This is a genomic window from Streptomyces sp. PA03-6a, from assembly GCF_033792765.1.
GTDB lineage: Bacteria > Actinomycetota > Actinomycetes > Streptomycetales > Streptomycetaceae > Actinacidiphila.
Window position 1 is genome coordinate 1 of the sequence record NZ_JARAVK010000153.1, and the last position, 22,326, is coordinate 22,326.

Consider the following 22,326-nt stretch of genomic DNA (forward strand, 5'->3'; position numbering starts at 1 on the left):
GGCCTGGGGTCGTGGGGGCGGGGTCGCGGCCGTTCATCCGTACCGGCGCAGTTCGTGGAAGAAGTCGTCGACGACGCGCAGCTCGCCGGAACGCGCCACCTCGTCGTAGACGTACTTGCCGACCGCGAGGTCGAGGACCCCGAGGCCGAAGGGCGAGAACACCACGGGCCGGTCCTCGCGGAGCGCCACCCGCCCGGCGATCACGTCGTCCAGCGTGCCGGCCAGGAAGTCCCGGTTGCCCGTGCGCTGCTCCGCCAGGTGCGGCGACGTGTCCGCCTTCAGGCAGTGCTCGACGTCGTCGACCACGTTGGTCGAGCCGAGCACGATCTCCGGCGTGAGGTCGCGCAGCGACATGTGCAGCACGAGCGGCTTGTGCCCGAACCAGGTCATGTCCCGTACGTGGGGCTCACCGGCGACGGTGGCGAAGACCACCAGGTCGCTCGAGCGGATGAGCTGCTCGGGGTCCTCGTGCAGGGTGATGCGTCCCGGGGCGCCCGTTTGCTCGACGTAGCCGCGGAAGCCCTTGGCGCTCTCGGTGGACAGGTCGTGCACGCCGATCTCGTCGAAGTGCCATCCGGTGCCCACCAGGTAGGTGTGGATGTAGCGGGCGATCAGTCCCGTCCCGAAGAATCCGACGCGCTTCGGGCGCCGGTCGGGGCGGCTCAGCCGGTCGGCGGCCAGGGCCGCCATCGCCGCCGTCCTGGTGGCGCTGATGATGGAGCTCTCCAGGCACGCGATGGGGTAGCCGGTGTCGTGGTCGTTGAGGATCAGCACCGCCGAGGCGCGGGGGATACCCGCCGCCACGTTCTCCGGGAAGCTGGAGATCCACTTCAGGCCGTCCACGCGCACGTCGCCGCCGATCGAGGCGGGCAGGGCGATGATCCGGGCCGTGGGGCGGTCGGGGAACCGCAGGAAGTACGACGGCGGGTTCACCGAGTCACCGGCGGAGTGCAGCCGGTAGGTGGTCTCCACGAGCTCCGTGATCTGCTTCTCGCGCCCGTGCAGCGCGCGCTGGACCTGGACACCGGGGACCACCGCGAACGGCGGTACGGTGAGCGGCCCGGAGGGCGTGGAACCCTGTGCGGTGGAGCGGTTGCTGGTCATGCGGTGGTCACCTCGACGGTCGGGGAGCAGTCGGCCAGGCGCACCGCGTCGGCCATGCCGACCAGCACTTCACGGGGGCCCTCGTAGGCCTCGCGGCTGTGCGCGGTGCGGATGTTGTCGACGAGCATCAGGTCGCCCGTCTGCCAGGGCTCGCGGGCGGTGTTCGCTTCGTAGACGGTGTTGAGCAGCTGGACGACGTCCGCGCCGATCGGGTCGCCGTTGCCGAAGCGGGTGTTGAACGGCAGGCCCTCGGCGCCGTACATGTCCACGAGGTACTCGTGCACCTCGGGGTCCATCGTCCATTCGTTGAGGAACGCGATCTGGTTGAACCAGCAGCGCCGGCCCGTGACCGGGTGGCGGACCACGGCACTGCGCCGCTGGCGGGTGCGCAGGGCCCCGTCCGGCTGCCACTCGAAGGCGATGGCGTTGGTGCGGCAGTAGTCCTCGACGGCGGAGCGGTCGTCGGTGCCGAAGGCCTCGGCGACGGTCGCCCCGATCTCGTCGTTGTAGCTGCGGGTGAGCAGCCAGCCCTCGCGCTCGAAGCGCTGGACCAGCTCGGACGGCAGCGCCTCGAGCACGGTCGGCGCGTCGGCCACCGCCGTCGCCCCGCCCTTCTCCGGCGCGGTCAGGCAGGCGAACATCATCATGCCGGGGAACTCGAGCCGGTAGCTGAGCTCGTGATGCATGCACATCGGCTGGTTGGGCGGCCAGTTGGAGGAGGAGTACAGGCCCTCGGCGTAGGTCCGCCGGGACGCGAAGGCCTCCTTCTCTGCGGTCAGCCGGCCGGCCAGTCGCCTGACCACGCCTGCGGCCTTGTCCGCGTCGGTGAGCCCGAGGCCGCGGATCAGGACCGAGCCGTGCTCGGCGACGACCGCGCGCAGCGCGTCGCGGTGCCCGTCGGCCCAGCCCGCCGGGTCCTGGACGGCCCCGGTGCGCAGGATCGGGGGTGAGCCGGGCCGCAGCTCGAGGTCGAGCAGGGACGGAGGGGAAGCTGAGGTCGACAACTGCGTCTCCTCTCGGTTGCCGTTCATGGGGAGGCCAGGAGTTCGGCGGCGCGCAGGACCGCCTGCGCCACCTCGTCCGGGCAGGTGCGGGGGAAGTGGTGACCGCCGCGGGCGAGCTCGTACAGGTCGACGTGCTCGGCCAGCAGCTGCCACTCGCGGTACCGGCGGGAGTGGTCCGCCGTGTACGGGTCGTCGGCGGCGACGACCACGGTGACCGGCGTGGACAGCCGCACCGGCGGTGCGGAGTCCAACGCGTCGGCGAAGTATCGGTGGGCCGCCACGCAGTCGTGGCGGTAGGCGGCGGCCACGTGCCCGGCACGGGCCCTGTCCAGCTCGGCGAGCTGTCCGTAACCGCCGTCGCCGCTCAGTTCCGCGGCGATGTCGGCGTCGCTGCGGCCGGTCAGCGCGTCGGCGGCGGCACGCCGCCCGGCGGAGTCGCCGAGCAGCTGCGCGCCGAGGAACACGCGCTGGACCTCCACGCCCCGCTCCCGCAGCCGCCGGGCGGTCTCCACCGCGAGGGCGGTGCCCGAGGAGTGGCCCCAGAGCAGGATCCGGGACAGTCCGCGGCCGGCGATCTCCTCGACCACCGCGTCGACCACCTGCGCCAGCGGCGCGAAGTCCTTGTCGCGGGCGGCAGGGTCGTGGCCGGGCAGCTCGACGGCGTAGACCGCGCAGCCGGCGGGCCGCAGGGCCGCGGCCAGCGGCCGGAAGTTCACCGCGTTGCCACCGGCGTACGGGAAGCACACCAGGGCGCCGTGCGGCTCGCCGTCCGGCTCCGACAGGGCCTGCAGCAGTCCGGGCCGGCGCGTCGTCCGGCCGTCGACCACCTCGGCGAGGTCGGCGAGGACCGGGTGCGCGGTGACGTCCTTGAGGGAGATCGCGCGGTCCAGCAGGATCGCCAGCCGTACGGCGGACAGGGAGGTGCCGCCGCGGTCGAAGAAGTGGTCCTGGCGCCCGATCCGCTCCTGCGGGACGCCGAGCACCGTCGCCCACGCCCTCGCCAGGCGCAGTTCGGCGGGGGTGCCGGGGGCCTGCAGGTCCGCCTCGGCGGAGTCCCGCTCGGAGGTCTCCTCCGCGGCGAGCGCCGTCAGGGCCTTGCGGTCGATCTTGCTGTTCGCGGTCAGCGGCAGGCTCTCCTTCCAGTGGAAGGCCGCGGGCACCATGTAGGCGGGCAGGGAGGCCGCCAGGTGCTCGCGCAGCACGTCCGCCTCCACGGGCGCGGGGCCCGAGTAGAAGGCGACCAGCTGGCTGCCGTCGTCGCTGACCACGACCGCGCCGTCGCGCACCCCCGGCGCACGGACCAGGGTGTTCTCGATCTCGCCGATCTCGATGCGGAAACCGCGGATCTTGACCTGGTGGTCCTTGCGGCCGAGGAACTCCAGCGTGCCGTCCGGGTGCCAGCGACCGTAGTCGCCGCCGCGGTACAGCCGCTCACCGGCGTGGTGGGGGTCGGTGAGGTACGCCTGCCGAGTGCGCTCGGGGTCGTTGATGTAGCCGCGGCCCACGCAGACCCCGGAGAAGACGACCAGACCGGGCGCGCCCAGCGGCACCGGGGACAGGTGCTCGTCGACGACGTACACCCGCACGTTGTTGACGGGCCGGCCCAGCGGCACCCAGTCGGTGTCCGGGACCCGGTCCATCACCGCGTGGTTGGTGTCGTCGCTGGTCTCGGTCAGCCCGTAGGCGTTGACCAGCTTCACGCCGGGCCGCACGGCGAACCAGCGCCCGATGAGGTCCTTCTTGAGGGCCTCGCCGGTCACCGACACGCAGCGCAGGTCCGGCAGTTCGCGCGGCTGCCGCTCCAGGGCGGACAGGACGACGTCCAGGTAGGAGGGGACGAGCTGGAGGACGTTCGCCCGGCCCTCGACGACCTTGTCGAGGAAGCGGTCGGCGTCCAGGATCGTCTCCTGCTCCACCAGCAGGGTGCGTCCGCCGACGAGGAGCGCGGAGACCAGCTGCCACAGCGAGATGTCGAAGCACTGCGGGGCGGTCTGCGCCACCACGTGGCCCTCGCCGATGCCGAGGTCGTCGATCTTGGCGTAGAGGTGGTTGAGGAACCCGGCGTGCTCGCACATGGCGCCCTTGGGCTCCCCGGTCGAGCCGGAGGTGAAGTAGATGTACGCCAGCTGGTCGCGGGCGACGGCCACGCGGGGGTCCTCGCTCGGGTGGTCCTCGGCGTAGGCGTCCTCGACCTGAAGCCGCTGCACCTCGGGGAGCGCGGACAGGGCCTCGTCCAGCGTGGCGGTGCTGCCGCGCTCGGTCAGCGCCAGGCGGCACTCGGCCCGGGCCAGGGTGTTCCTGATCCGCCCGGCCGGGAAGTGCGGCTCGATCGGCAGGTAGGCGCCGCCGGCCTTGAAGACCGCCAGCACGGCCGCCAGCCAGTCCAGGTTCCGCTCGGTGACCACCGCGACCACGCCCTCGCGCTCCAGACCACGGGCCAGGAGGGCGTGCGCCAGGCGGTTCGCGCGGGCGTTGAGGTCGCCGTAGGTCCACTGGCGGTCCCCGTGGACGGCCGCGACCGCCTCCGGGTGCGCCCGGACCCGCTCCTCGAACAACTCGTGCATCCGCCGGTCCGGCAGCTTCCTGCGCGGTCCGGCCATCCCGGTGAGCTGCAGCCGGTTCTCCTCCGCCGACAGCAGGCTCTTGCGGGTGTGCTCGGCGTCCAGGTCGGCGGCGATCCGCGCCAGGGCGGCCACGTGGTAGCCGGCGACGCGGGCCGCGGCGTCCTCGTCCATGACATCGTTGGCGTAGCGCAGCCGCAGCGAGAGCCGGCCGTCGCGGTCCGAGGCCCCGACCCAGAGCACGGTGCCGGGGGTGAGCTCGACGCCACCGCCGGACAGGTCGAAGACCGTCTCGAACAGTGGCTCGGCCAGGTCGAGCTCCTTGCGGAGCGCGTCGACCGGGAAGTCCTGGAAGGCCAGCAGCTGCGACTCGGCACCGTGCGCGTCCAGCAGCAGGGACCGCCACGAGCCGGGACCCGCCGACAGCCGGCACGGCAGCACCGCGCCGCCCGCGGCGACGTAACCGGTCACGACGTCGGCCTCGCCGGCGAGCGCTGCCAGCACCTTGGCGTGCGCGGCCAGCAGCACCGAGCCCACCGGGACGGCGACCTCCTCCGCCACACGGCGCACGGACGCCGTGAGGCCGTCGGGGACCGCCACCACGTGCTCGGCGGCGCCGGTGGCCGGTTCGGGAGTCCAGCGGGGGATCGCGGTGAACCCGCCCTTGACGAGCACTCCGCGCCAGAACTCCCGTCCGGCGTGCGCTGCCATGTCCATCGACCTGCCTCCACTCGCGGTTCCCACGGGACTACACACCGCTGATCAGCGCGGTGGCGCGATCGCCGCCGCTGTTCGGGGTCTTCGGGTTCTCGGGCATCTCCCGGGCGGGGTTGCCGCCCCACCGGGCGAGCGCGGGCAGTTCCTCGCCCTTCATCACGAAGGAGTCCGGGGCGATCACGGCGCCGTCGCCGACGGTCACCCCGTAGTGGACGAGGGCGCCCACGCCGAGGGTGCAGCCGGCACCCAGCGTGCTGTGGTCGGACTTGAAGGCGCCGTCCTCCTGGGAGTGGCTCTGGATGACGGTGCCCGCGTTGAGGGTGCAGTCGTCGCCGATGGCCGCCAGGGAGCGCTCCGGGAGGAAGAGGCCGTCGTCGAAGACCCGGCGCCCGATCCGCACGCCGAGCAGACGCCAGACGACGTTCTTGAACGGGGTGCCGTTGAGTACGTTCAGGTACTCCGTCGCCGCCGTCACCTTCCAGTAGCGTTCGTGCCGCCAGAAGTCGAGGTCGTAGATCGAGCAGTACAGCGGCCGCAGCCCGCGGAACCTGGTGACGATGCGCTCGCCGAGCACGATGTAGGCGACGGTGACCACCAGGACCACGACGTTCGCGACCGCGACCGCGGCGGCGCCGTACGTGGGGTAGAGGTCGGCGGCTACGGACGCGGTCAGCGCCACCAGGAAGAGCAGCAGCCACTGCAGCAGCAGGTGGAGCACCGCGGTGCCGGTGTTGTGCTTGTTCTTGTCCGACAGCAGGCGGTGGAACGCGTCGCCGTCCTTCAGGTGGTCGAATTTGCTGTCGCGGTCCACCGTGCGGGGAATCTCGAAGCTGGGCGAGCCCAGCAGTCCGACGTTCTCCCGGACGGGCCCCTCGACGGGGACCATGACCTTGGTCGCCAGCAGGCAGTTCTCGCCGGTCCTGCCCTGGGGCGGATAGGCGATGTGGTTGCCCAGGAAATTGTGCGGGCCGATCGCCGTACGGGTGACGCGGAAAGAGGTGCTGGAGTAGTCCGCATTCATGATGGACAGTCCGTCGGCGACCATGGTGCCGCTGCCGACCTTGCTCAGGTACGGATTCTCGTGCTTCACCTCGGTACCGAAATTCGAGCCGGTCTGTTCCACCGGCGACAGGTCGTACCCGATGGCGCGCAGGTAGTGCACGACGGCGGAACTGTCGCCGAAGAGGACGCGGAAGAACTTCCGGTTGGTGAGGAAGCCGATGGTGCGGTGGAGCCCGTAGCGGAACCCGTAGAGCGGGTGGACCGTGTCGGGCTTCACGAGCGGGTGCAGCAGCCGCGGCACGGTGACCACGACGAGGAGGCCCAGCAGCAGCGCCCCGCAGAAGAGGACGAAGGAGGCGGCCAGGGCGTCGGCGTAGAAGGTCCACGTCGTCAGGGCCACCGGGCCCGGCTCCAGCAGGAGGGCCAGGCGCGGGACCACCGCGAGGAGGATCGCCACCCCGCCGACCGCGACCGGGATCCAGGCGGCCAGGAGGATCAGCAACTGCGTCAGGCAGTAGGTGACACGGCGGCTCCTGCCGCACTCCACCGGCGCGACCACGCGGTAGTCCGCGGCGCCCGGCTGGGCCGGGGAGCCGTGCCAGCGCTCGCCGGCGGGGACCGCCTGGCCGCTGTGGAGCGAGGAGGCGTGGCCGAGTTGGGCGCCGTCGCCCATGGAGGTGCCGATGTCGAGCACGGTCACCTCGCCGATCAGCACTTCCTTGCCGAGGGTGACCGGACCGGTCTGGATCACCCCCGAGTGTCCCCGGTAGCAGGAGAAGTACGAGTCCTTGCGGATCACCGTGCCGTCGCCGATGGTCAGCAGGTCGGCGCAGACCGGGACGTGCTTGGAGAAGATCGCCACCCCGCGGCCTATTCGCGCGCCCAGCGCCCGCAGGTACAGCACGTACAGCGGTGAACCGACGAACAGCACCATGGGGTTCGCCCGGATCAGGGTCCGCACGCACCAGAACCGGAAGTACGCCAGGCTCCAGATGCGGATCTCCTGCGGCTTCCACCGTCCGACCAGGAGCCACTTGCCCGCGACCGGCAGGACGCAGACGCCCGCGAAGGCCGCGCCGCCGAACTCCACGGACCGCAGGTAGGTGTCGAAGGGGCTCGTGCCGGCGGATATCCACTCCGCCCCACGCGTCACGACGAGCGCGGCGAGGTACGAGTAGCCCAGGAAGAACAGTGCCTGCAGCACGCCGCAGAACACGTAGCGCGGCGTGCCCTTCGCCGCCGTCACCTGGATCGGCTCCGGGAGCGGCACGTCGGCGAGTGCCTGGGTGGCGGGGGTCTGGGCGCCGACCGGCGGGGCGTCCGCCAGGGCCGTCGCGAGACTTCTGATCGTCGGGTACCGGTAGATGTCCTTCATCGACACGGACGGCAGGTCCTGGTGCTTGCGCACGCGGGCGCAGAAATGTGCCATCACCAGGGAGTCGGCACCCATTTCCGTGAAGAAATGGCTGTCGACCGACACCCGGTCCGTGTGCACGATGCCCGCCAGGATGTCGGCGAGGATCCTTTCCGTGCCGTCGGCCGGGGCGGTGTAGGGGTGCCCGGTGGTTGAAGATTCATCGGGATCCGAAGCGGGATCCGACGCCAGGACCTCTGCAGATTTTTCCACGATGTGAGCTCCTTGAGGAAAAGTCGACCACGGGCGGCCGGTAAAGCCGGTACCCGGTGTCCCTCTTGCCCCGGCTATGGGCCGGAGCGAGTAATCCGGAAGCCATGCGGTCGTGAGCTCTTCTCTCGCCATACAACCATATGTCGCTCCTCGTAGTCTCCGCCGTCCTCGTTCGGACTGCCACTCGAAGATGATCGAAGTGGTATGTCGCGACCCTGGACTGCGCAAATGCTCGGGAAGTCGCGATGAATCGACGAGTACCGTTCCCGAAAGGCGGAAAAACCACCGATTCGCAAGGTTGCGGGAAAGTCGCGGAGATGCGATAAGCGCTACCGAGAGTGGTCGTCCCAGTCAAGAGAGTTAAAAGGCGACGGCCATGTGCTGAGGCCTCGTCATATGGCTGAGCCCGCCCGCGCACAGGCTGCGCGGGCGGGCTCGGTGGTCGCAGGGGTCACGGGCAGTCGTACGAGAAACCCGTCGTGACGGCGCGGTGGCCGGGAGTGGTGATGCGCAGTTCCGCCTGCGCCCGGTACGTGCCGTGACCGCGGAAGGTCCACAGCAGATGCAGCCGCGCCTCGTGGCGGCCGCGGGGAACCTCTTCGTACAGCACGTCGGAGGAGGTGCCGTCGTTGCGTAGCCAGCGGTAACTGATCGTGCCCGGGTGGCCGTTGGTCGTGACGACGGCGACGAGGTCGACGGTCGTGTCGCACGCGGGTGCCGACGGGTAAGCGGTCACCGTCACCCGCTTCACCTCGAGGCCCGGACCGAAGCGCTGCCAGGCCAGGAAGACGAGCACCGCCACCAGCACCGCTCCGGCCAGTGCGTACCGCCGCGGCCACCTGCGACGATGCGGTCCGGGCGGCGGAAGCGGGATGATCCGGCCCCGCCACACCTCGGCGGCGACGTTGGCCCGGGCCGCCGCGGCGGGCGTGACGCCGGGCCCGAACCGCATGACCTCGCCCTCGACCCGGTCCGGCAGGACGACGGTGGGGCCGGCCTTCACCGTCGGCACCGCCCCCTCGGCGCTGACCACGGGCTCGAGCCGGGCCGTCGGCAGTGTCGACGGCGCCCAGTGCTCGGCGAGGACGGTCGCGCTGTACTCGGGATCGGCGTCCTGCGGCGTCGCGCCGTGCGGCCTCGGGTCCTGAGGGGTCGCGTCGTTCGGCGCCGCGTCCGTGGGGCCGAGACGGAAGGTGCGCCCGGTGTCCTCCGGGGGGAGGTCGCGTGACCCGTTCACGTGATCACGCAACCACGGGTGAGGATCTGCTGGAACGACTGCCCGTTGGCCGCCGTCGGGTCGGTGGTGGCGACCGCGCCGAACCAACAGCCGCTGCCCCGCGGGAACGTGTGGTCGGCGGTGAAGGAGTACGAGGTGGAACCGCTGCGGGTGAAGGTCTGTGCGCCGTCGGCGGTGCCGGGCTCTCCCTTCGCGTCGCTTGTGTACCAGGTCACCGTGACGGTCACGGAGCGTGCATCACTGGTGCGCAGCCGGATCGTGGCCGAGGCACTGAATACACCCGTCTGGGCGAGCGAGGTGACCGAGACGTCGCTCACGCTCACCGGGGGTGTCGTCGACGCCGAGGGCGACACCGTCGGCTTGGCCGTCACGGACGCGGAAGCCGTGGCCGAGGCCGTCGTGGTCGGCGTCGGTGCGGTCGGCGTGGTGACGGCAGTCGCCCCGGTGGAGGCCGAGGCGCTCTCCGAGGTGGAGGGCGACGGGCTCGGGGAGCCGGGCGAGGGACTGCCCGGTGGAGCCGTCGTCCCCGGCGCTTCGGCGGTGCCGCGCGGGGTCGCTCTCGTTGTTTCCCCTGTCCAGTTGGCGGTCGTCTGGCGCGGGCCCTCACCCGAGGCCACCGCGGCGAAGGTCAGCAGTCCGGCGATGATCACACCGCCCGCCGCGGCGAGCATGCCCTGACGTTTCAGGCGTCGTGCACCGCCGCCGACCACCGTCGTGGCCAGGTCGACCGTCCCCGGCCCGGGTCCCGCCGACGGCAAGAGCAGCGGCAACAGCGCCGCGAGCGCGGCGAGCCTGCGCTGCCCTCGCTCCTCCCAGTCGTTCCCGTAGGCCGCTCCCGCGATCACCTCCAGTTCCGCCACGAACGCCTCGGCGTCCGCCGGACGCTGCGCCGGGTCCTTCGCCATCCCGCGCAGGACCAGTCCACGCACGGACTCCGGTGCCCGCTCGACCGGTACCGGCGCTTCGATGTGCTGCACGGCCAGCTCGGCGAAGTTCTCACCGTGGAACGGCTTGCGGCCGGTCAGGCACTCGTAGAACGTCGCGGTCGCCGCGTACACGTCGGTCGCGGGCGATGCCGGGCGCCCGTTCCACTGCTCGGGGGCCATGTAGGCGGGCGTCCCCGCCACGGCCCCCTTGGTTCCGGTGCGCAGGGCGATACCGAAGTCGACCAGCTTCGACGTTCCGTCCGCCGCGACGAGGACGTTCTCCGGTTTGTAGTCGCGGTGCACCAGACCCTTGCGATGGGCGGCGGCGAGGCCGAGCAACGACCCCTTGAGCACCACCAGGGCTGCTTCGGGCCCGGTGGCTCCTTCCTGGCGGAGTAACGCCCTCAGTGCCAGGCCGTCGACCAGCTCCATGACGATGGCTGCGCCTGCGGGGCCCTCCACGTACTCGTACAGACTGGCGACATATGGGGTGTGGAGACCTCCCAGCAGCTGGGCCTCGGCTCGGAACTCCTGCAGGAACTCCGGGTCGCCCCGCAGTTCGTCGCTCAGGTACTTGATCGCGACGGGCGTTGACGTGGCGTCATGGGACGCGAGCACCACGCGACCGCTGCCGCCCGAGCCCAGTTCTCTGGCCTCGGTGTACCCCGGAGCCCTCCAGCCGCTCATTCACTTGTCCCCCCTGCATGTGGCGCGGCGCCGGCGACCGCGTCGACTTTTCCTCAACAGACACGATTCCTCGGCGACCGGTTCCCGGGGAACCCCCCACCCGGCTGAACACCCCCCGCCGACCGTCCGTACTACGGGGGGGACGTGCGTCCCGATCCACCGAACGGCAACAGGAAGGCGGCCGGCATGGCCCCATCGCGCCACGTGCTCAGCTCCGTCGTCGCAGGCACGGCCGCGTTGCTGCCGCTGGCCCTGGCGGGACCGGCGGCCGCTCACGGCGCGCCGGTGTCCCCGGTCAGCCGTGCCGCGGCGTGCGCGTCCGGAAGCGGACAGTACGTGGGGACGGCCGCCTGCCGGGCCGCCGCGGCCGCCAACGGCGGGAGCCGGCCCTTCGCGGACTGGGACAACCTCCGCGTCGCCGGGGTCGCGGGCCGCGACCGCCAGGTGATCCCGGACGGGAAGCTGTGCAGCGGCGGGCTGGCCGCCTTCCGCGGCCTCGACCTGCCGCGCTCCGACTGGCCGGCCACCCGGCTGACGCCGGGCGCCGCCTTCACCATGGCGTACGGGACGACCATCCCGCACCAGGGGACGTTCCGGCTGTACCTCACGAAGGAGGGCTACGACCCGACCCGGCCGCTGACCTGGTCGTCGCTGGCGAGCGACCCCTTCGTGAAGGTCACCGACCCGCCCGTGTCCGGCGGCGCCTACCGCATCAGCGGGCGGCTGCCCTCGAACCGCACCGGGCACCACGTCCTCTTCACGATCTGGCAGAACTCCTCGACACCCGACACGTACTACTCGTGCTCCGACGTCGTCTTCCCGGCCGCCGCGGCCAAGGCACCGGCCAAGCCCGCGGAGCCGGCGAAGTCGTCGAAGCCCTCGCCGACCGCGGCCTCCGCGACGCCCGGGGCCACGGCGTCAAAGGGCACGGCGTCCCCCTCCGCCATTCGGACGGCCGGATCCCCCGCGGCCGCCCAGGCCTCCCCGCGGGACGCCGTGCGTACCCCGGCCACCCAGCCCGTGGCCGCCGAGAGCGAGGGACCGGGGCGCACCCTGCTGGCCCTCGGCAGCGCCACCCTGCTCGGCGGCATGGCCGCGATCGCCCTGCTGTTCCGGCTGCGCCGCTCACCGGGCGCACCCGGGGCCGGTAGTTCCTGACGTCGAAGCCCCGCCGGACAGCCGGCTAGCGCAGCGGTTCGCTCAGTTCGATGGAGCGCAGGGCGGCCGCCAGGGACGGTCCGTCGCCGACGTCGAGGGCGGTGTCGGTCAGTTTGATGACGTGTTCGTCGCCGTGCTCCAGGGCCCGTTCGAAGACCTCCTCGGACGTGAAGGTGCCGGGCGGGGTGTACGCGACCGGCGCGTCCGGTGCGTACATCGCGGTCACCGCGGCGGAGGCCGTCCAGGCGGCCCGCAGGCTCGGCACCCACAGGGCGCGTGGGAGCGCGGGCAGGGTGCGCAGGACGGCGTTGGGGGCGGTGGCCGCGTGGACCAGCATCGTCTCCTCGCCGTGGCCGTGGGTGGCGTACCGGTGGGTGGCCGCCCGCACCAGTTCGGTGAGGCGGGTGCGGGCCTCGTCCGGGTCCGCGACCGCCGCCGCCCACACCGGCAGGCCCGTGACGCGGCCGAGCCGGGCCGGGAAGCCGCCGTCCCGTACGGCGAGGGGCGCGACCGCGTCGAGGGCGGCGGCCGCGCTGCCCGCGCCGGGCAGTGGTGCGAGGTCCGCGACGGGGTGGTGGCGGGCGGCCCAGTAGCCGAGTCCGTGGGCGAGTTCGGCCAGCCGGGGTCCGGTGCTCTCGCCGGCCAGCAGGGTGCGTACGGCGTGGCCCACCCGGATCACCGGGTGCGTCGAGCCGCCGTACATCCCGGGCAGGAGGCGGGGCCACCACAGCGTGAGCACCTCGCGCCAGGGGTGTTCGGCGATCTCGCGCCCGAAGTAGCCGATCCAGTCGGCGGCCCGGCGCGGATCGCCGAGCGCGGCCCGCCAGTTGCCGGCCGTGACCGGCTCGGTGCCGGACGGGAACTCCTCGAGCTTGCGCGCGTACAGGTCGAGCCAGCGATGCACCGACCGGGCCTGTCCGTGGGCGGCGAGGGCCTCGACGGCCATCGGCGCGTGGTTGGTGAGCCGCCCGAGTCGTTCGGGCCCCGATCCGTGCAGTCGCTGGAGCGCCTCGTCCAGGGTCCCTGTCGTATCCATGGCCAGGACAGTAGGCGGGGCGCCGCGGCGGCGTAACCGGCCGCAGGCGTAGGACCCGGCCTAGGTCGCACGGTCCTTCAGAGCCCCGCGGAGCCCTTCGGAGCCCTTCGGCCCGGGCTCAGGCGAGCCCGAAGGAGTCCGCCAGGGAGTCGATCTGGGCGGCCAGGAGCGTGGCGCCGCTGTGGCCCATGCCCTCGAACTGGCCGGCCGTCTCCAGGCCGACGGCGCCGTGCAGCTGGGACCACGCGAGCACGGCGCCGGCCAGGGGCACACCGGGGGCCGCCGCGGCGCGCTCCCCGGCGTCGGTGGTCACCCAGGCGGCGACGGCGTCGTCGCGGCGTGCCCAGCTGTCCATCTCCTCGACGACGGGGAGGACGGCCGCGGTGGGGGAGGCCGTGGCGAAGACCCCCAGGAAGGGTCCCAGGGCCGCCCTGGCGCGCTCCACGGTGTCGGCCGGCCGCGTGTGGCACCTGCCCACGGCGCCCGCGGTGAGCACCCGCGAGGTGCACCGCATGGTCGAGGAGCGCGTCGGGCGGCCGCTGAAGGTCGTCGTCCTCGACGGGCCGCGGCCCTTCGGGCCCTTCGACGAGGAGTTCATGGCCGAGTACGCCGAGATGTTCTACCAGCACACCGAGCCGCAGGTCATGGACTCCTCGGCCTTCGAGCGGGCCTTCGGCGCGCGGCCGGCACCGCTCGGCGAGGCGCTCGACGCCACCGTCGCCTGGTACCGCGGACTGCTCGCGGGCACGTGACGGCGGCGCCCTCCCGGCGCCGGTCCCGTGGCCTTAGGGGGCCGGTACGAGACCGTCGGCGACGAGGCCGGCCAGGACGGCCTCCCCGAGCGCGTGCACCGCCGACTGTGGGCGCACCATCACGGTGAACTCCTTGACCAGGCCCGCCTCGTCGACCTGCAGCAGGTCGATGCCGTGGATGCTCTTGCCGCCCACGGTGGCACGGAACACCAGCACCGTCGACGGTGCCTCGGTGCCGTCGGCGCTCGTCTCGACCGTGCCGTCGAGGGTCCCCACGTAGTGGAAGTCCTCGAAGGTGCGCAGCAGGACGCCGAAGAGTCCCAGCACCATGGGCTTGCCCTCGAACGGGGTGAACTTCACCGGGCTGTAGAGGCGGATGTCGTCGTGGAACAGTTCGTCCAGCGCGCTGAGATCGCGGCGCTCGACGGCGGACCGGAAGCGGTCGGCGGCTGTCATGGCTCCTCCTGGTCGTCCGGCTCCGGACGTCGACACTCAGAAAATTGATTACTCAGTTTCTTGAGTATCATGGGGAGCGGTCACACGGAAGAGCACGGCACGGCGGGACAGACGTGACGGCGGACGGAAGGGGAGCCGGGATGGCCCTGCGGCACGCGGTCCTGGCCGCACTCCTGGACGGGGAACTCAGCGGCTACGAGCTGACGAAGGCGTTCGACATCGGGGTGGCGAACTTCTGGCACGCCCTGCCGCAGCAGCTCTACGCCGAACTGACCAGGCTCGAGAAGGACGGGCTGATCGCGGGCCGTGAGGTCGTGCAGGACAGCCGGCCCAACAAGCGGCTCTTCCACGTCACCGAGGGCGGGGTCGCCGAGCTGGAACGGTTCGCGACGGCGGTCGGCAAACCCTCCTTCATCCGCGACGACCTGCTCGTGGCGGTGCAGGCCGCGGACGTGGTCGACGCCGGGGAGCTGATCGCCCGGCTCGGCGAGCGGGCCGCCTTCGCCGACGCCAAGATCGAGCTGTTCGAACGGCTCCTCGCGCGGATGCGCGGCGGCCGCACCGAGGAGGAGTTCCTCGGTCGCGGCCGCCGCGTCGGCCCCTACCTCACCTGCCTGCGCGGCCTGGCCTTCGAGGAGGGCAACCGGGACTGGTGCCGGCGGGCCGCCGAAGTCCTGCGGCAGCGGGCCCACGTCGCCGAGGAACGCTGACGGCCCGCGACGCCCGGTCTCATCCCGCCCGCAGGGCGGCCGTCAGCCACGCCACCGCCGGGGCCAGCGCGGGCGGCGCCTCCTGCCCGCCCACCCGCGCCAGCAGCTGCCAGTAGCGCTCGTATCGGGAGTCGTGGGAGATCTCCAGCCGTTCGGCCAGCCATCCGCGGAACTCCGGACCGTCCGCCCGGCCGGACAACTGCGCGTACGCGCGGACGAGTTCCTCCACGACAGGACGGGCCGCCGGCGATGCCGGGCCGATGCCCGCCGCCACGGCGCCGCCCGCGCGCTCCCGCAGCAGCTCGGCCGTCCGGCGGGCCGCCGCCGGGTCCGGCTGACCGCCCTCGGCGAGGGCGCGGCTCTGGTCGGCGACGGCGCGGCGGACGCCGGCCCTGAAGTCCTCGTCCTGGATCAGCTCGGCCAGCTCCACCCAGGCGCCCACCTGCTCCGGCGAGGCGTCGTCGGGGAGTTCGGGCGTCGCGGCGCGCATCATGGCCGGGAAACCGGGGTCGACGTCGATGCCGCTCACGACGTCGTCGACGAACTCGTCGACGAGGCGGCGGCGTTCACGGTCCGAGAGGGTGGCGAGTCGGTGCATCAGTTCCGTCTCCTGTGGTGAGGCCCCGCGCCCCGCGACCGTCCGCAGCACCGCCTGGCGGACCCGCAGGGTGCGGATCTGCACCTCCAGCGCCTCGGCGTGGGCCGCGGCGACCTCGGCGACGGTGACCTTCCTGTCCAGGATGGAGTGGACGGCCGCGAGGTCGATGCCGAGCTCGCGCAGCGTGCGCACGAGGGCCAGACGGTCCAGCGCGGCCCGGTCGTAGAGCCGGTAGCCGGCGGGTGTCCGATCGGTCGGCGGCACCACTCCGGTGTCCGACCAGTACCGGATGGTCTTCACCGTCAGACCGGTCAGCTGGGCCAGCTCACCGATGGTGTGGAGGGTGTCGTCGTCCATGTCCGCCATCCTGGGGTCTCCCGCCGCGGGAGACTCAAGCATGATGCGCCCCGGGCTGCGCCGCGCCTCACCAGGCGCGGGCCTCGCGCAGCAGCAGGTCGCGGACGAGGCCGAGGTGCGGGTGGTGGTCGGCGCCCGGGCGCTGGACGAGGTAGGCGGTGTTGATGGGCGGGTCGTCGGGGTCGAGCAGCGGGACCAGGGTGCCCTCCGCCAGGGCGGCGGCGCACAGGTAGCGGGGGAGTACGGCGAAGCCCGCGCCCGCGGCGACGGTGGCGAGTACGCCGCGCAGGTCCGGGACCGTCACGGCGGCCTGGCCGGTGAGACGGCGGCCGAACACGTGGCGCCAGTAGCGGCGCGCGATCGGCAGGTCCTCGGCGTACGAGACGAGCGGGACGCCGCTCAGCGCGCCGGGCCCGCCGGAGGCCACGTCCAGCGGGGCGGCCCGGGACGGGGCGGCCACCAGCACGAACTCCTCGTCCATCAGGGGCACGGCGCTGAGCAGGCGCCCGCGCGGGCGGTGCGTGGAGATCACCAGGTCGTGCTGCCCGGCCCGCAGCGACTCCAGCAGGACGTCGGTGAGCCCGGTGCCGATCCGCAGCCGTACGCCGCGCTCGACGAGCGGCGCGAGCGCGGGCAGCACGCGTTCGCACAGCAGCTCAGCAGGGCCGCCGAGGCGGACCGGCTCGGCGGGGAGGTCCGCGTCGCCGTGCCCGCGGTCGGCGACGGCGGCGAGCGCGTCGAGCGGCTCGGCCACCCGTCCGGCGAGCTCGTCGGCGAAGGGCGTGGCGGCGACACCGCGGGGCAGCCGTTCGAAGAGCTCGCGCTCCAGTTGGCCTTCGAGCGTACGGATCTGGGTCGTCACCGTCGGCTGGGAGAGTCCCAGGAGCCGCGCGGCCGCGGTGAAGGAACCGGCGCGGTGCACCGCCAGGAAGGTGCGCAGCAGCGTCAGGTCCAGCGACCCCCCTCCCGGGCCCCCGCCCCCGTGCCCCGGGCGTATTCCCGGCGACCCATTGGAAACCGTATGGCTCATGGTGGCGATCCTATTGGAAGCCAATGGGAGGTCCGCCCTACCGTCGAGCCGTCCGGCCCGCTCCGACGCGGTCCGGTGGCAACCGAGCACACCAAGGAGACCTGACATGGCGAAGATCCTGTTCGTCCTGACCGGCGCCTCGTCCTGGACGCTGTCCGACGGCACCGAGCACCCCACCGGCTTCTGGGCCGAGGAGGCCGTGACCCCGTACCGGATCCTCACCGCCGCCGGTCACGAGGTCGTGGTGGCCACCCCGGGTGGTGTCGTGCCGGCCGTGGACCGGGGGAGCCTGGCCGCCGAGTTCAACGGCGGGGAGGAGGGCGCCCGGGCCGTCGCCGAGGAGCTGGAGGCGATGACGGTGCTACGGCGCCCGATCAAGCTGGAGGAGGCGGACCTCGACGACTACGCCGCCGTGTTCTATCCCGGCGGGCACGGGCCGATGGAGGACCTCGCCGTCGACCGGGTCTCCGGACGCCTGCTGACGGCCGCGCTGGACTCGGGCAAGCCGCTCGGCGTCGTCTGCCACGGCCCCGCGGCCCTGCTCGCCGCCGAACGCGCCGACGCAGGCTGGCCGTTCGCGGGCTACCGGCTGACCGGCTTCACCAACGCAGAGGAGACCCAGGGAGGGCTTGCCGGCCGTGCCCCCTGGCTCCTGCAGGACCGTCTGGTCGCCCTCGGCGCGGACTTCCAGGAGGGCGAGCCGTGGACGCCCCACGTGGTGACCGACCGCAACCTGATCACCGGTCAGAACCCGGCCTCATCCCGCCCGCTGGCCGAGCGCCTGCTCGCCACGCTGGCCTGAGGCTGGACCGGCCCGCCCGGCGCCCCCGAGGATGGGGCGCCATGAAGGTGAACAGCGTGGCCGAAGCCGAGGCCCTGGCACGCCTGGCGCACGAGGGCCAGACCGACCGCATCGGCGTGCCCTACATCGAGCACGTCCGGGCCGTCGCGGCGGGCCTCGCCGCCTTCGGCCCGGACCTCCAGATGGCCGGACTCCTGCACGACGTCATCGAGGACACCCTCTGGACCGCCGGCCGGCTGCGCGCCGCCGGCGTCCCGGAGCGGGTCGTCGGCATCGTCGAGCAGGTCACCAACCAGCCGGGCGTGTCCTACGAGGACAAACTGCGCCGGATCGCCGCCGGCCGGGACGCGGCCCTGGTGAAGATCGCCGACAACGCCCACAACAGCCACCCGGACCGGGCCGCGCGCCTCGACGAGGCGCAGCGGCTACGGCTGGCCGCCAAGTACCGCGGGGCGCGGGCGATCCTGTGGCCCGCGGTGCCCCGCGAGGACGTCGCCACGATCCTCGCGGTCGTCAACCCGGCACTGCTGACGGATCTTCCGCCGGCCTGGTGATCGCGGTGACCACCCGCTGCAGGCTGGCCAGCCAGATCGCAGCGTCGACGGCGTAGTACAGCAGCGGGTCCGGTGCCCGGCCGCCCGAGGCGGCGCAGACGTCCGCGATGACCGTGCGGTCCGTCGGCACGCTCCGTCGCGGGGACTCGGCGGGTGCCGGACGCATCGTGCCCGAGCGCAGGTCGTAGGTCAGCGGCAGGGTGGTCAGCCGCAGATGGTGCGCCGCGTCCCGCAGGTGCGCGGCGCTGAGCGGCCACGCGGCCAGCGCGCCCGGCGGGCAGTGGTCGACGAGGGTCTGGCCCATGGTGAGGACCCGGTTCCCGGCCAGCATGATCGCCTGGAAGTCCGTCGGCAGCGCGGGTCCCGCACCGGGGGCGTCGCGTTCGGTGGCGAACTGCGCGTAGCTCGCCTCCGCGATCAGCTGGGCGAGCCGGGCCCTGGACAGCTCGTCGCCCACCGTCCCGGTCCCGGTGATGCACTCGGTGATCCGGGTGACCGCCAGGGTGCCCTGGTCCAGCAGCCGCGAACAGGCCCGCCCCAGCTCGCCCGTGCCGCCCCGCGGCCAGGCCAGCAGCCCGACGAGGATGCCGGTCAGCGCCCCCGTCACCACGTCCGCGATCCGGAACGCGGCGAGTTCAGGACCCGAGGGGGCGATCTGCGTGAAGGCGGAGGCCACCGCGATCGTGAAGAACGCCTGGCCCCAGCCGAGACCGAGCACCGGCCCCGCCGTGAACGCGAGGAAGAACACGGGCGTCATCATGACCGCGTACACCGGCGTGTGGTCGCCCACGAGCAACAGCAGCAACGCGGCCACCCCGGCCCCCAGCAGCGTGCCCCGCACCGCGGGGACCACGGTCGTACGGGTGCCGGCGGCGCTGGTGCGCATCACCGTCAGCGTGGTCAGGAGCGCCCAGAAGCCGTGCGACAGGTCGAGCCCGCCCGCGATCAGCCGCGCCGCGGCGAGGGCCAGTGCGATGCGTACGGCGTTCTGGAAGTAGACCGAGCGCGGCGTGAGATGGGCCCGCATCCGGTGCCCGTACAGGGCGACGGGGGACTGCCCCGCGTACCAGAACGGCCCCAGCCGCTCCTCGGGCCGTGTCGTGTCGGGCGGCACCGGCGCGCCGAGCGCGATCCGCACGGAGGTGACCAGGAAGGCCGCGGTGTACGCGATGTCGAGCGCGATCGCCCCGTCCCGCACCGTCGTGGCGGACGTCCCCCCGGACACCGGCCGGCGGGCCCGGTGCTCCTCGAAGGCCGCCGCGGCGGCCGCGCATGGGGCGACCAGGGGCGCCGGGGCCTCGCCCTTCAGCGCCCGGGCGGCACTGTGGCAGGCGGTGGCCGAGGCCAGCAGCATCCGCGACCGGGCCGGGTCGGGGGCCGGTGTGCGGTCCGCCGCGTCCTCGGCCAACTGCCCGGTCTGCGCCAGCAGGTGCCGCAGGTACGCGGCCCCCTGGCACAGCGCCCGGTCGCGTGCCCCCGCCGACGCCGGGCGCTCGTCCTTCGGCACGTGGCTCATGCGCAGCTGCTGCGCCGTCCCCAGCAGGCTTTCCAGTCGCTCGGTCACCACCGGCGGCTCGAGCGCCAGAGACCGCAGGGCCTTCGCCGCGGTCTCGCACGCGTGGGCGAGCCGGTCCTGGTAGCGGCCCGGCGACGGATCCGGCCACACCCACACCTCGGCGGCGGCCATCAGCAGCACGCCGACCACCAGACCGCACAGGCGCAGGCCCAGCGACTCCGGCTGGTACGGGGGGAAGCACGGCAGGATGTAGAACAGCTGCAGCCCGTTGGCGAGCCCCACGAGCTTGGGCCCGCCCACGCCCGCGTACGTCACCGCGAACCCGACCCCGAGCATCCCCAGCGCCGCCGTCCAGTCGCTGACGGCCAGTGCCGTGCCCAGGGCGATGAGCAGCGCGGCCACCGGCAGCGCGGCCAGCAGGGTGCGGGCGCGCTCGACCGGCGTACCGGGAACGTAGGACAGGCCACCGGAGGCCACGGCGCCGAAGAGGGCGTAGATCGCGACGACCGGCTGGCCGAAGCCGTAGCGCGCGACGTAGAAGCTCAGGCACGCCACGAGGGCCACCCGCACCGAACGGCGCACCGCCCGGAGGCCCGGATCACGGGCCCGCAGCCACTCCAGCGCACCGCGACCGGGCACCCGCGGCCTCCTCGTTCCTCAGGTCCACGACACGCCGGACCCCTTCAGATCACGGTAGGCCGGGCAGGACCGCCCGGCCACCGCGCTGTCCCGCCCCGCCCGCGCCTCACAGGCGCACGGTGACCAGCGCGATGTCGTCGGCCGCGCCTCCGGTGACGCCGAGCCGGGCCAGCAGGGCGTCCGCGAGCCGCTCGGCGCCGAGCCCGGGGGTATCGGCGAGCGCGGAGGTCAGCCGGGCCAGGCCCGTGTAGATGTCCTCCCTGCGGCGCTCGATCAGACCGTCGGTGTACAGCACCAGCGTGTCCCCCGGGCGGTACGACAAGGCCGCCTGCGGCCGGGCGACGTGGGCGGGGCGGGCACCCAGGGGCGGGTCGGTGGCCTGGTCCAGCAGTTCGCAGGTGCCGTCGCCGTGGAGCAGCACGGGCGGCGGATGCCCGGCGCTGCTGTAGCTGATCGTGCGCCGCTCCTTGTCGATCAGCGCGCTGACGGCGGTGGTGGCCACGGCTCCCTCGACGCAGCGGGCGTAGAGGCCGACGACCTCCAGAGCCTTGGCGGGACCGTCGACGGTGCGCATGGCCGCGCTCAGCGCGCTGCGCAGCATCCCCATGACGCTGGCGGCCTCCAGGCCGTGGCCCACGACGTCGCCGACCGCCACCGCGTAGCAGTTCGGCGAGAGGTTGACCACGTCGTACCAGTCGCCGCACACGTTCAGCGAGCCCGCGGCCGGCAGGTAGCGCACCGCGATGTCCTCGTGCTGGTGCAGGTCCGGTGAGTGGAGCATGGCCTCCTGCAACGTGAGGGCGACCTGCCGTTCGCGGGCGTGGGCCTCGCGCAGCTGGTCGTTGAGGCGCTGCAGCTCCCGGGCCCGCGCGTACAGCTCGGCCTCCATCGCCTGTTCCCGCTCGCTCAGGTCCGAGCCCTGCAGCCCGTGCCGGTGCTGGCGGGCCTGGACGAACGAGGTCACGTCCTCCACCCGGTGGATGATCCATGCGACGGTGCCGTCCGGCCCGAGGACGGGGGTGTTGATCGGGCTCCACCAGCGCTCCTCGAACTTCCCGGGATCGGCCATCACCGGGATGTCGTACTTCTGCAGCGCCATCGTGTCGGGCTCGCGGCAGGTCAGGGCCCGCTGCAGAGAGGCGCTGAGGTTGCGCACCCCGTCCGCCAGCGGGTCGTCCGGGTTGTCGGGGAACGCGTCGAAGATGTACTGGCCGATCAGGTCGTCCCGGGTGCGGTTGGTCGCCGCCAGGTACGCCTGGTTGACGCCCACGATCACCAGCGCGGCGTCCAGGACCAGATACGGGCTCGGGGTCGCCGCGAACAGCGCCGCGTAGTCGATCTGCGGTGTCGCCACGGCGTGCTCGTCGTCCCCCGTGTCCGGCAGGGCCACGCAACCAATCTATAAGGCGTTCGGCCGGCGGGCCCGCCCGGCGGCGGGTTCAGCCCGAGGCGAGCGACGTACGGGACTCCAGGTCGCGGCGCGTGGCGTCGCCGTACTCACCGCTCTCGTCGCCGCGGACGCCGTACCAGACCTGGAAACGGGCGACGGCCGCGGCGAGGCGCCCGTCGAAGCGGCCGTCGACGGCACCGTCCGCGTAGACGTCCGGGATCCGCAGCAGCCGGGCCTGGAGCTCGCTGACGGCCGGTCCGGTGTCGCCCTGCCGGAGCACCCCGCCGATCGCGCCCGGCTCGCCCGGTGCGGGCGCGATCGGCGGGGTGCTCCGGCAGCGCGTCAACGAAGCGGTCGTCAGCGAGCTAACAAACCGGCTGCTGCAACTCCACTAGTCCCACTGGGACTATGCCTCAACGAGCAGCTGTGACAGCAGCGGCAACTCTAACGGAGCAGAGTCGCA

The 22,326-nt window shown here is 72.9% G+C and carries 18 protein-coding genes and 1 pseudogene; 5 read left to right on the plus strand and 14 right to left on the minus strand.

The window, feature by feature from the left end; translation table 11 throughout:
* Positions 1 to 33: 33 nt before the first annotated feature.
* The 6 genes from sbnB to PV350_RS30170 all read right to left on the minus strand — a co-directional run bounded on the left by sbnB (position 34) and on the right by PV350_RS30170 (position 10,865).
* Entirely contained in the window at positions 34 to 1,104 is a 1,071-nt protein-coding gene (sbnB, locus tag PV350_RS30145) for a 2,3-diaminopropionate biosynthesis protein SbnB (RefSeq protein WP_499509561.1), read from the minus strand.
* The gene (locus PV350_RS30150) at positions 1,101 to 2,135 is read right to left on the minus strand and encodes a TauD/TfdA family dioxygenase (RefSeq protein ID WP_499509560.1); all 1,035 of its coding nucleotides are present in this window, start codon (positions 2,133 to 2,135) and stop codon (positions 1,101 to 1,103) included. The genes sbnB and PV350_RS30150 overlap by 4 nt, the downstream gene beginning before the upstream one ends.
* Positions 2,132 to 5,386: a non-ribosomal peptide synthetase gene (locus PV350_RS30155; RefSeq protein WP_500337063.1), complete on the minus strand. Its 3,255-nt coding sequence runs from the start codon at positions 5,384 to 5,386 to the stop codon at positions 2,132 to 2,134. Before PV350_RS30155 ends, PV350_RS30150 begins: the two co-directional genes overlap by 4 nt.
* Before the next feature lie 31 nt (positions 5,387 to 5,417).
* Positions 5,418 to 8,018: a Pls/PosA family non-ribosomal peptide synthetase gene (locus PV350_RS30160; RefSeq protein ID WP_500337084.1), complete on the minus strand. Its 2,601-nt coding sequence runs from the start codon at positions 8,016 to 8,018 to the stop codon at positions 5,418 to 5,420.
* Positions 8,019 to 8,466: 448 nt separating this feature from the next.
* A complete protein-coding gene (locus tag PV350_RS30165) occupies positions 8,467 to 9,252 on the minus strand; it encodes a hypothetical protein (protein ID WP_500337065.1) in 786 nt (261 codons plus the stop codon).
* The gene (locus PV350_RS30170; RefSeq protein WP_500337067.1) at positions 9,249 to 10,865 is read right to left on the minus strand and encodes a serine/threonine-protein kinase; all 1,617 of its coding nucleotides are present in this window, start codon (positions 10,863 to 10,865) and stop codon (positions 9,249 to 9,251) included. Before PV350_RS30170 ends, PV350_RS30165 begins: the two co-directional genes overlap by 4 nt.
* A gap of 186 nt (positions 10,866 to 11,051) precedes the next feature.
* Between PV350_RS30170 and PV350_RS30175 the strand changes: the two genes are divergently transcribed.
* A complete protein-coding gene (locus tag PV350_RS30175; RefSeq protein WP_500337069.1) occupies positions 11,052 to 12,023 on the plus strand; it encodes a lytic polysaccharide monooxygenase auxiliary activity family 9 protein in 972 nt (323 codons plus the stop codon).
* 25 nt (positions 12,024 to 12,048) lie between these two features.
* On the opposite strand, the gene PV350_RS30180 is transcribed toward PV350_RS30175, so the two are convergent.
* Entirely contained in the window at positions 12,049 to 13,059 is a 1,011-nt protein-coding gene (locus tag PV350_RS30180) for a questin oxidase family protein (RefSeq protein ID WP_500337071.1), read from the minus strand.
* A gap of 118 nt (positions 13,060 to 13,177) precedes the next feature.
* Entirely contained in the window at positions 13,178 to 13,573 is a 396-nt protein-coding gene (locus PV350_RS30185) for a WHG domain-containing protein (RefSeq protein ID WP_500337072.1), read from the minus strand.
* On the opposite strand from PV350_RS30185, the pseudogene PV350_RS30190 reads away from it, so the two are divergent.
* Positions 13,512 to 13,811: pseudogene (locus PV350_RS30190) on the plus strand (epimerase); the annotation flags it as partial. The gene PV350_RS30185 and the pseudogene PV350_RS30190 sit on opposite strands and share 62 nt — an antisense overlap.
* 33 nt (positions 13,812 to 13,844) lie before the next feature.
* Here the strand turns inward: PV350_RS30190 and PV350_RS30195 are convergent.
* A complete protein-coding gene (locus PV350_RS30195; RefSeq protein ID WP_500324086.1) occupies positions 13,845 to 14,267 on the minus strand; it encodes a nuclear transport factor 2 family protein in 423 nt (140 codons plus the stop codon).
* Positions 14,268 to 14,407: 140 nt separating this feature from the next.
* Between PV350_RS30195 and PV350_RS30200 the strand changes: the two genes are divergently transcribed.
* Positions 14,408 to 14,977, plus strand: a complete 570-nt coding sequence (locus PV350_RS30200; protein WP_500337074.1) for a PadR family transcriptional regulator — start codon at positions 14,408 to 14,410, stop codon at positions 14,975 to 14,977.
* Between the two features lie 19 nt (positions 14,978 to 14,996).
* Here the strand turns inward: PV350_RS30200 and PV350_RS30205 are convergent, their stop codons facing one another.
* Together PV350_RS30205 and PV350_RS30210 are read right to left on the minus strand one after the other, a co-directional pair.
* Positions 14,997 to 15,932 (minus strand): MerR family transcriptional regulator, encoded by a 936-nt coding sequence (locus PV350_RS30205; RefSeq protein ID WP_500337076.1) that lies wholly within the window; start codon positions 15,930 to 15,932, stop codon positions 14,997 to 14,999.
* 67 nt (positions 15,933 to 15,999) lie between these two features.
* On the minus strand, positions 16,000 to 16,962 hold the full coding sequence (locus PV350_RS30210; protein ID WP_500337078.1) for a LysR family transcriptional regulator: 963 nt from the start codon (positions 16,960 to 16,962) through the stop codon (positions 16,000 to 16,002).
* A gap of 106 nt (positions 16,963 to 17,068) precedes the next feature.
* On the opposite strand from PV350_RS30210, the gene PV350_RS30215 reads away from it, so the two are divergent.
* Both PV350_RS30215 and PV350_RS30220 read left to right on the plus strand, forming a co-directional pair.
* Complete coding sequence (locus PV350_RS30215; RefSeq protein ID WP_500337079.1) at positions 17,069 to 17,764, plus strand: type 1 glutamine amidotransferase domain-containing protein; 696 nt, start codon at positions 17,069 to 17,071, stop codon at positions 17,762 to 17,764.
* Positions 17,765 to 17,805: 41 nt separating this feature from the next.
* Entirely contained in the window at positions 17,806 to 18,318 is a 513-nt protein-coding gene (locus tag PV350_RS30220) for an HD domain-containing protein (protein ID WP_499509549.1), read from the plus strand.
* On the opposite strand, the gene PV350_RS30225 is transcribed toward PV350_RS30220, so the two are convergent.
* The 3 genes from PV350_RS30225 to PV350_RS30235 form a co-directional block, all read right to left on the minus strand.
* Positions 18,278 to 20,473, minus strand: a complete 2,196-nt coding sequence (locus PV350_RS30225) for an FUSC family protein (protein ID WP_499509548.1) — start codon at positions 20,471 to 20,473, stop codon at positions 18,278 to 18,280. The two genes, PV350_RS30220 and PV350_RS30225, sit on opposite strands and share 41 nt — an antisense overlap.
* A gap of 106 nt (positions 20,474 to 20,579) precedes the next feature.
* The gene (locus PV350_RS30230; protein WP_499509547.1) at positions 20,580 to 21,863 is read right to left on the minus strand and encodes a PP2C family protein-serine/threonine phosphatase; all 1,284 of its coding nucleotides are present in this window, start codon (positions 21,861 to 21,863) and stop codon (positions 20,580 to 20,582) included.
* Between the two features lie 49 nt (positions 21,864 to 21,912).
* A complete protein-coding gene (locus PV350_RS30235; RefSeq protein ID WP_500337082.1) occupies positions 21,913 to 22,209 on the minus strand; it encodes a peptidoglycan-binding domain-containing protein in 297 nt (98 codons plus the stop codon).
* Positions 22,210 to 22,326 lie beyond the last annotated feature (117 nt).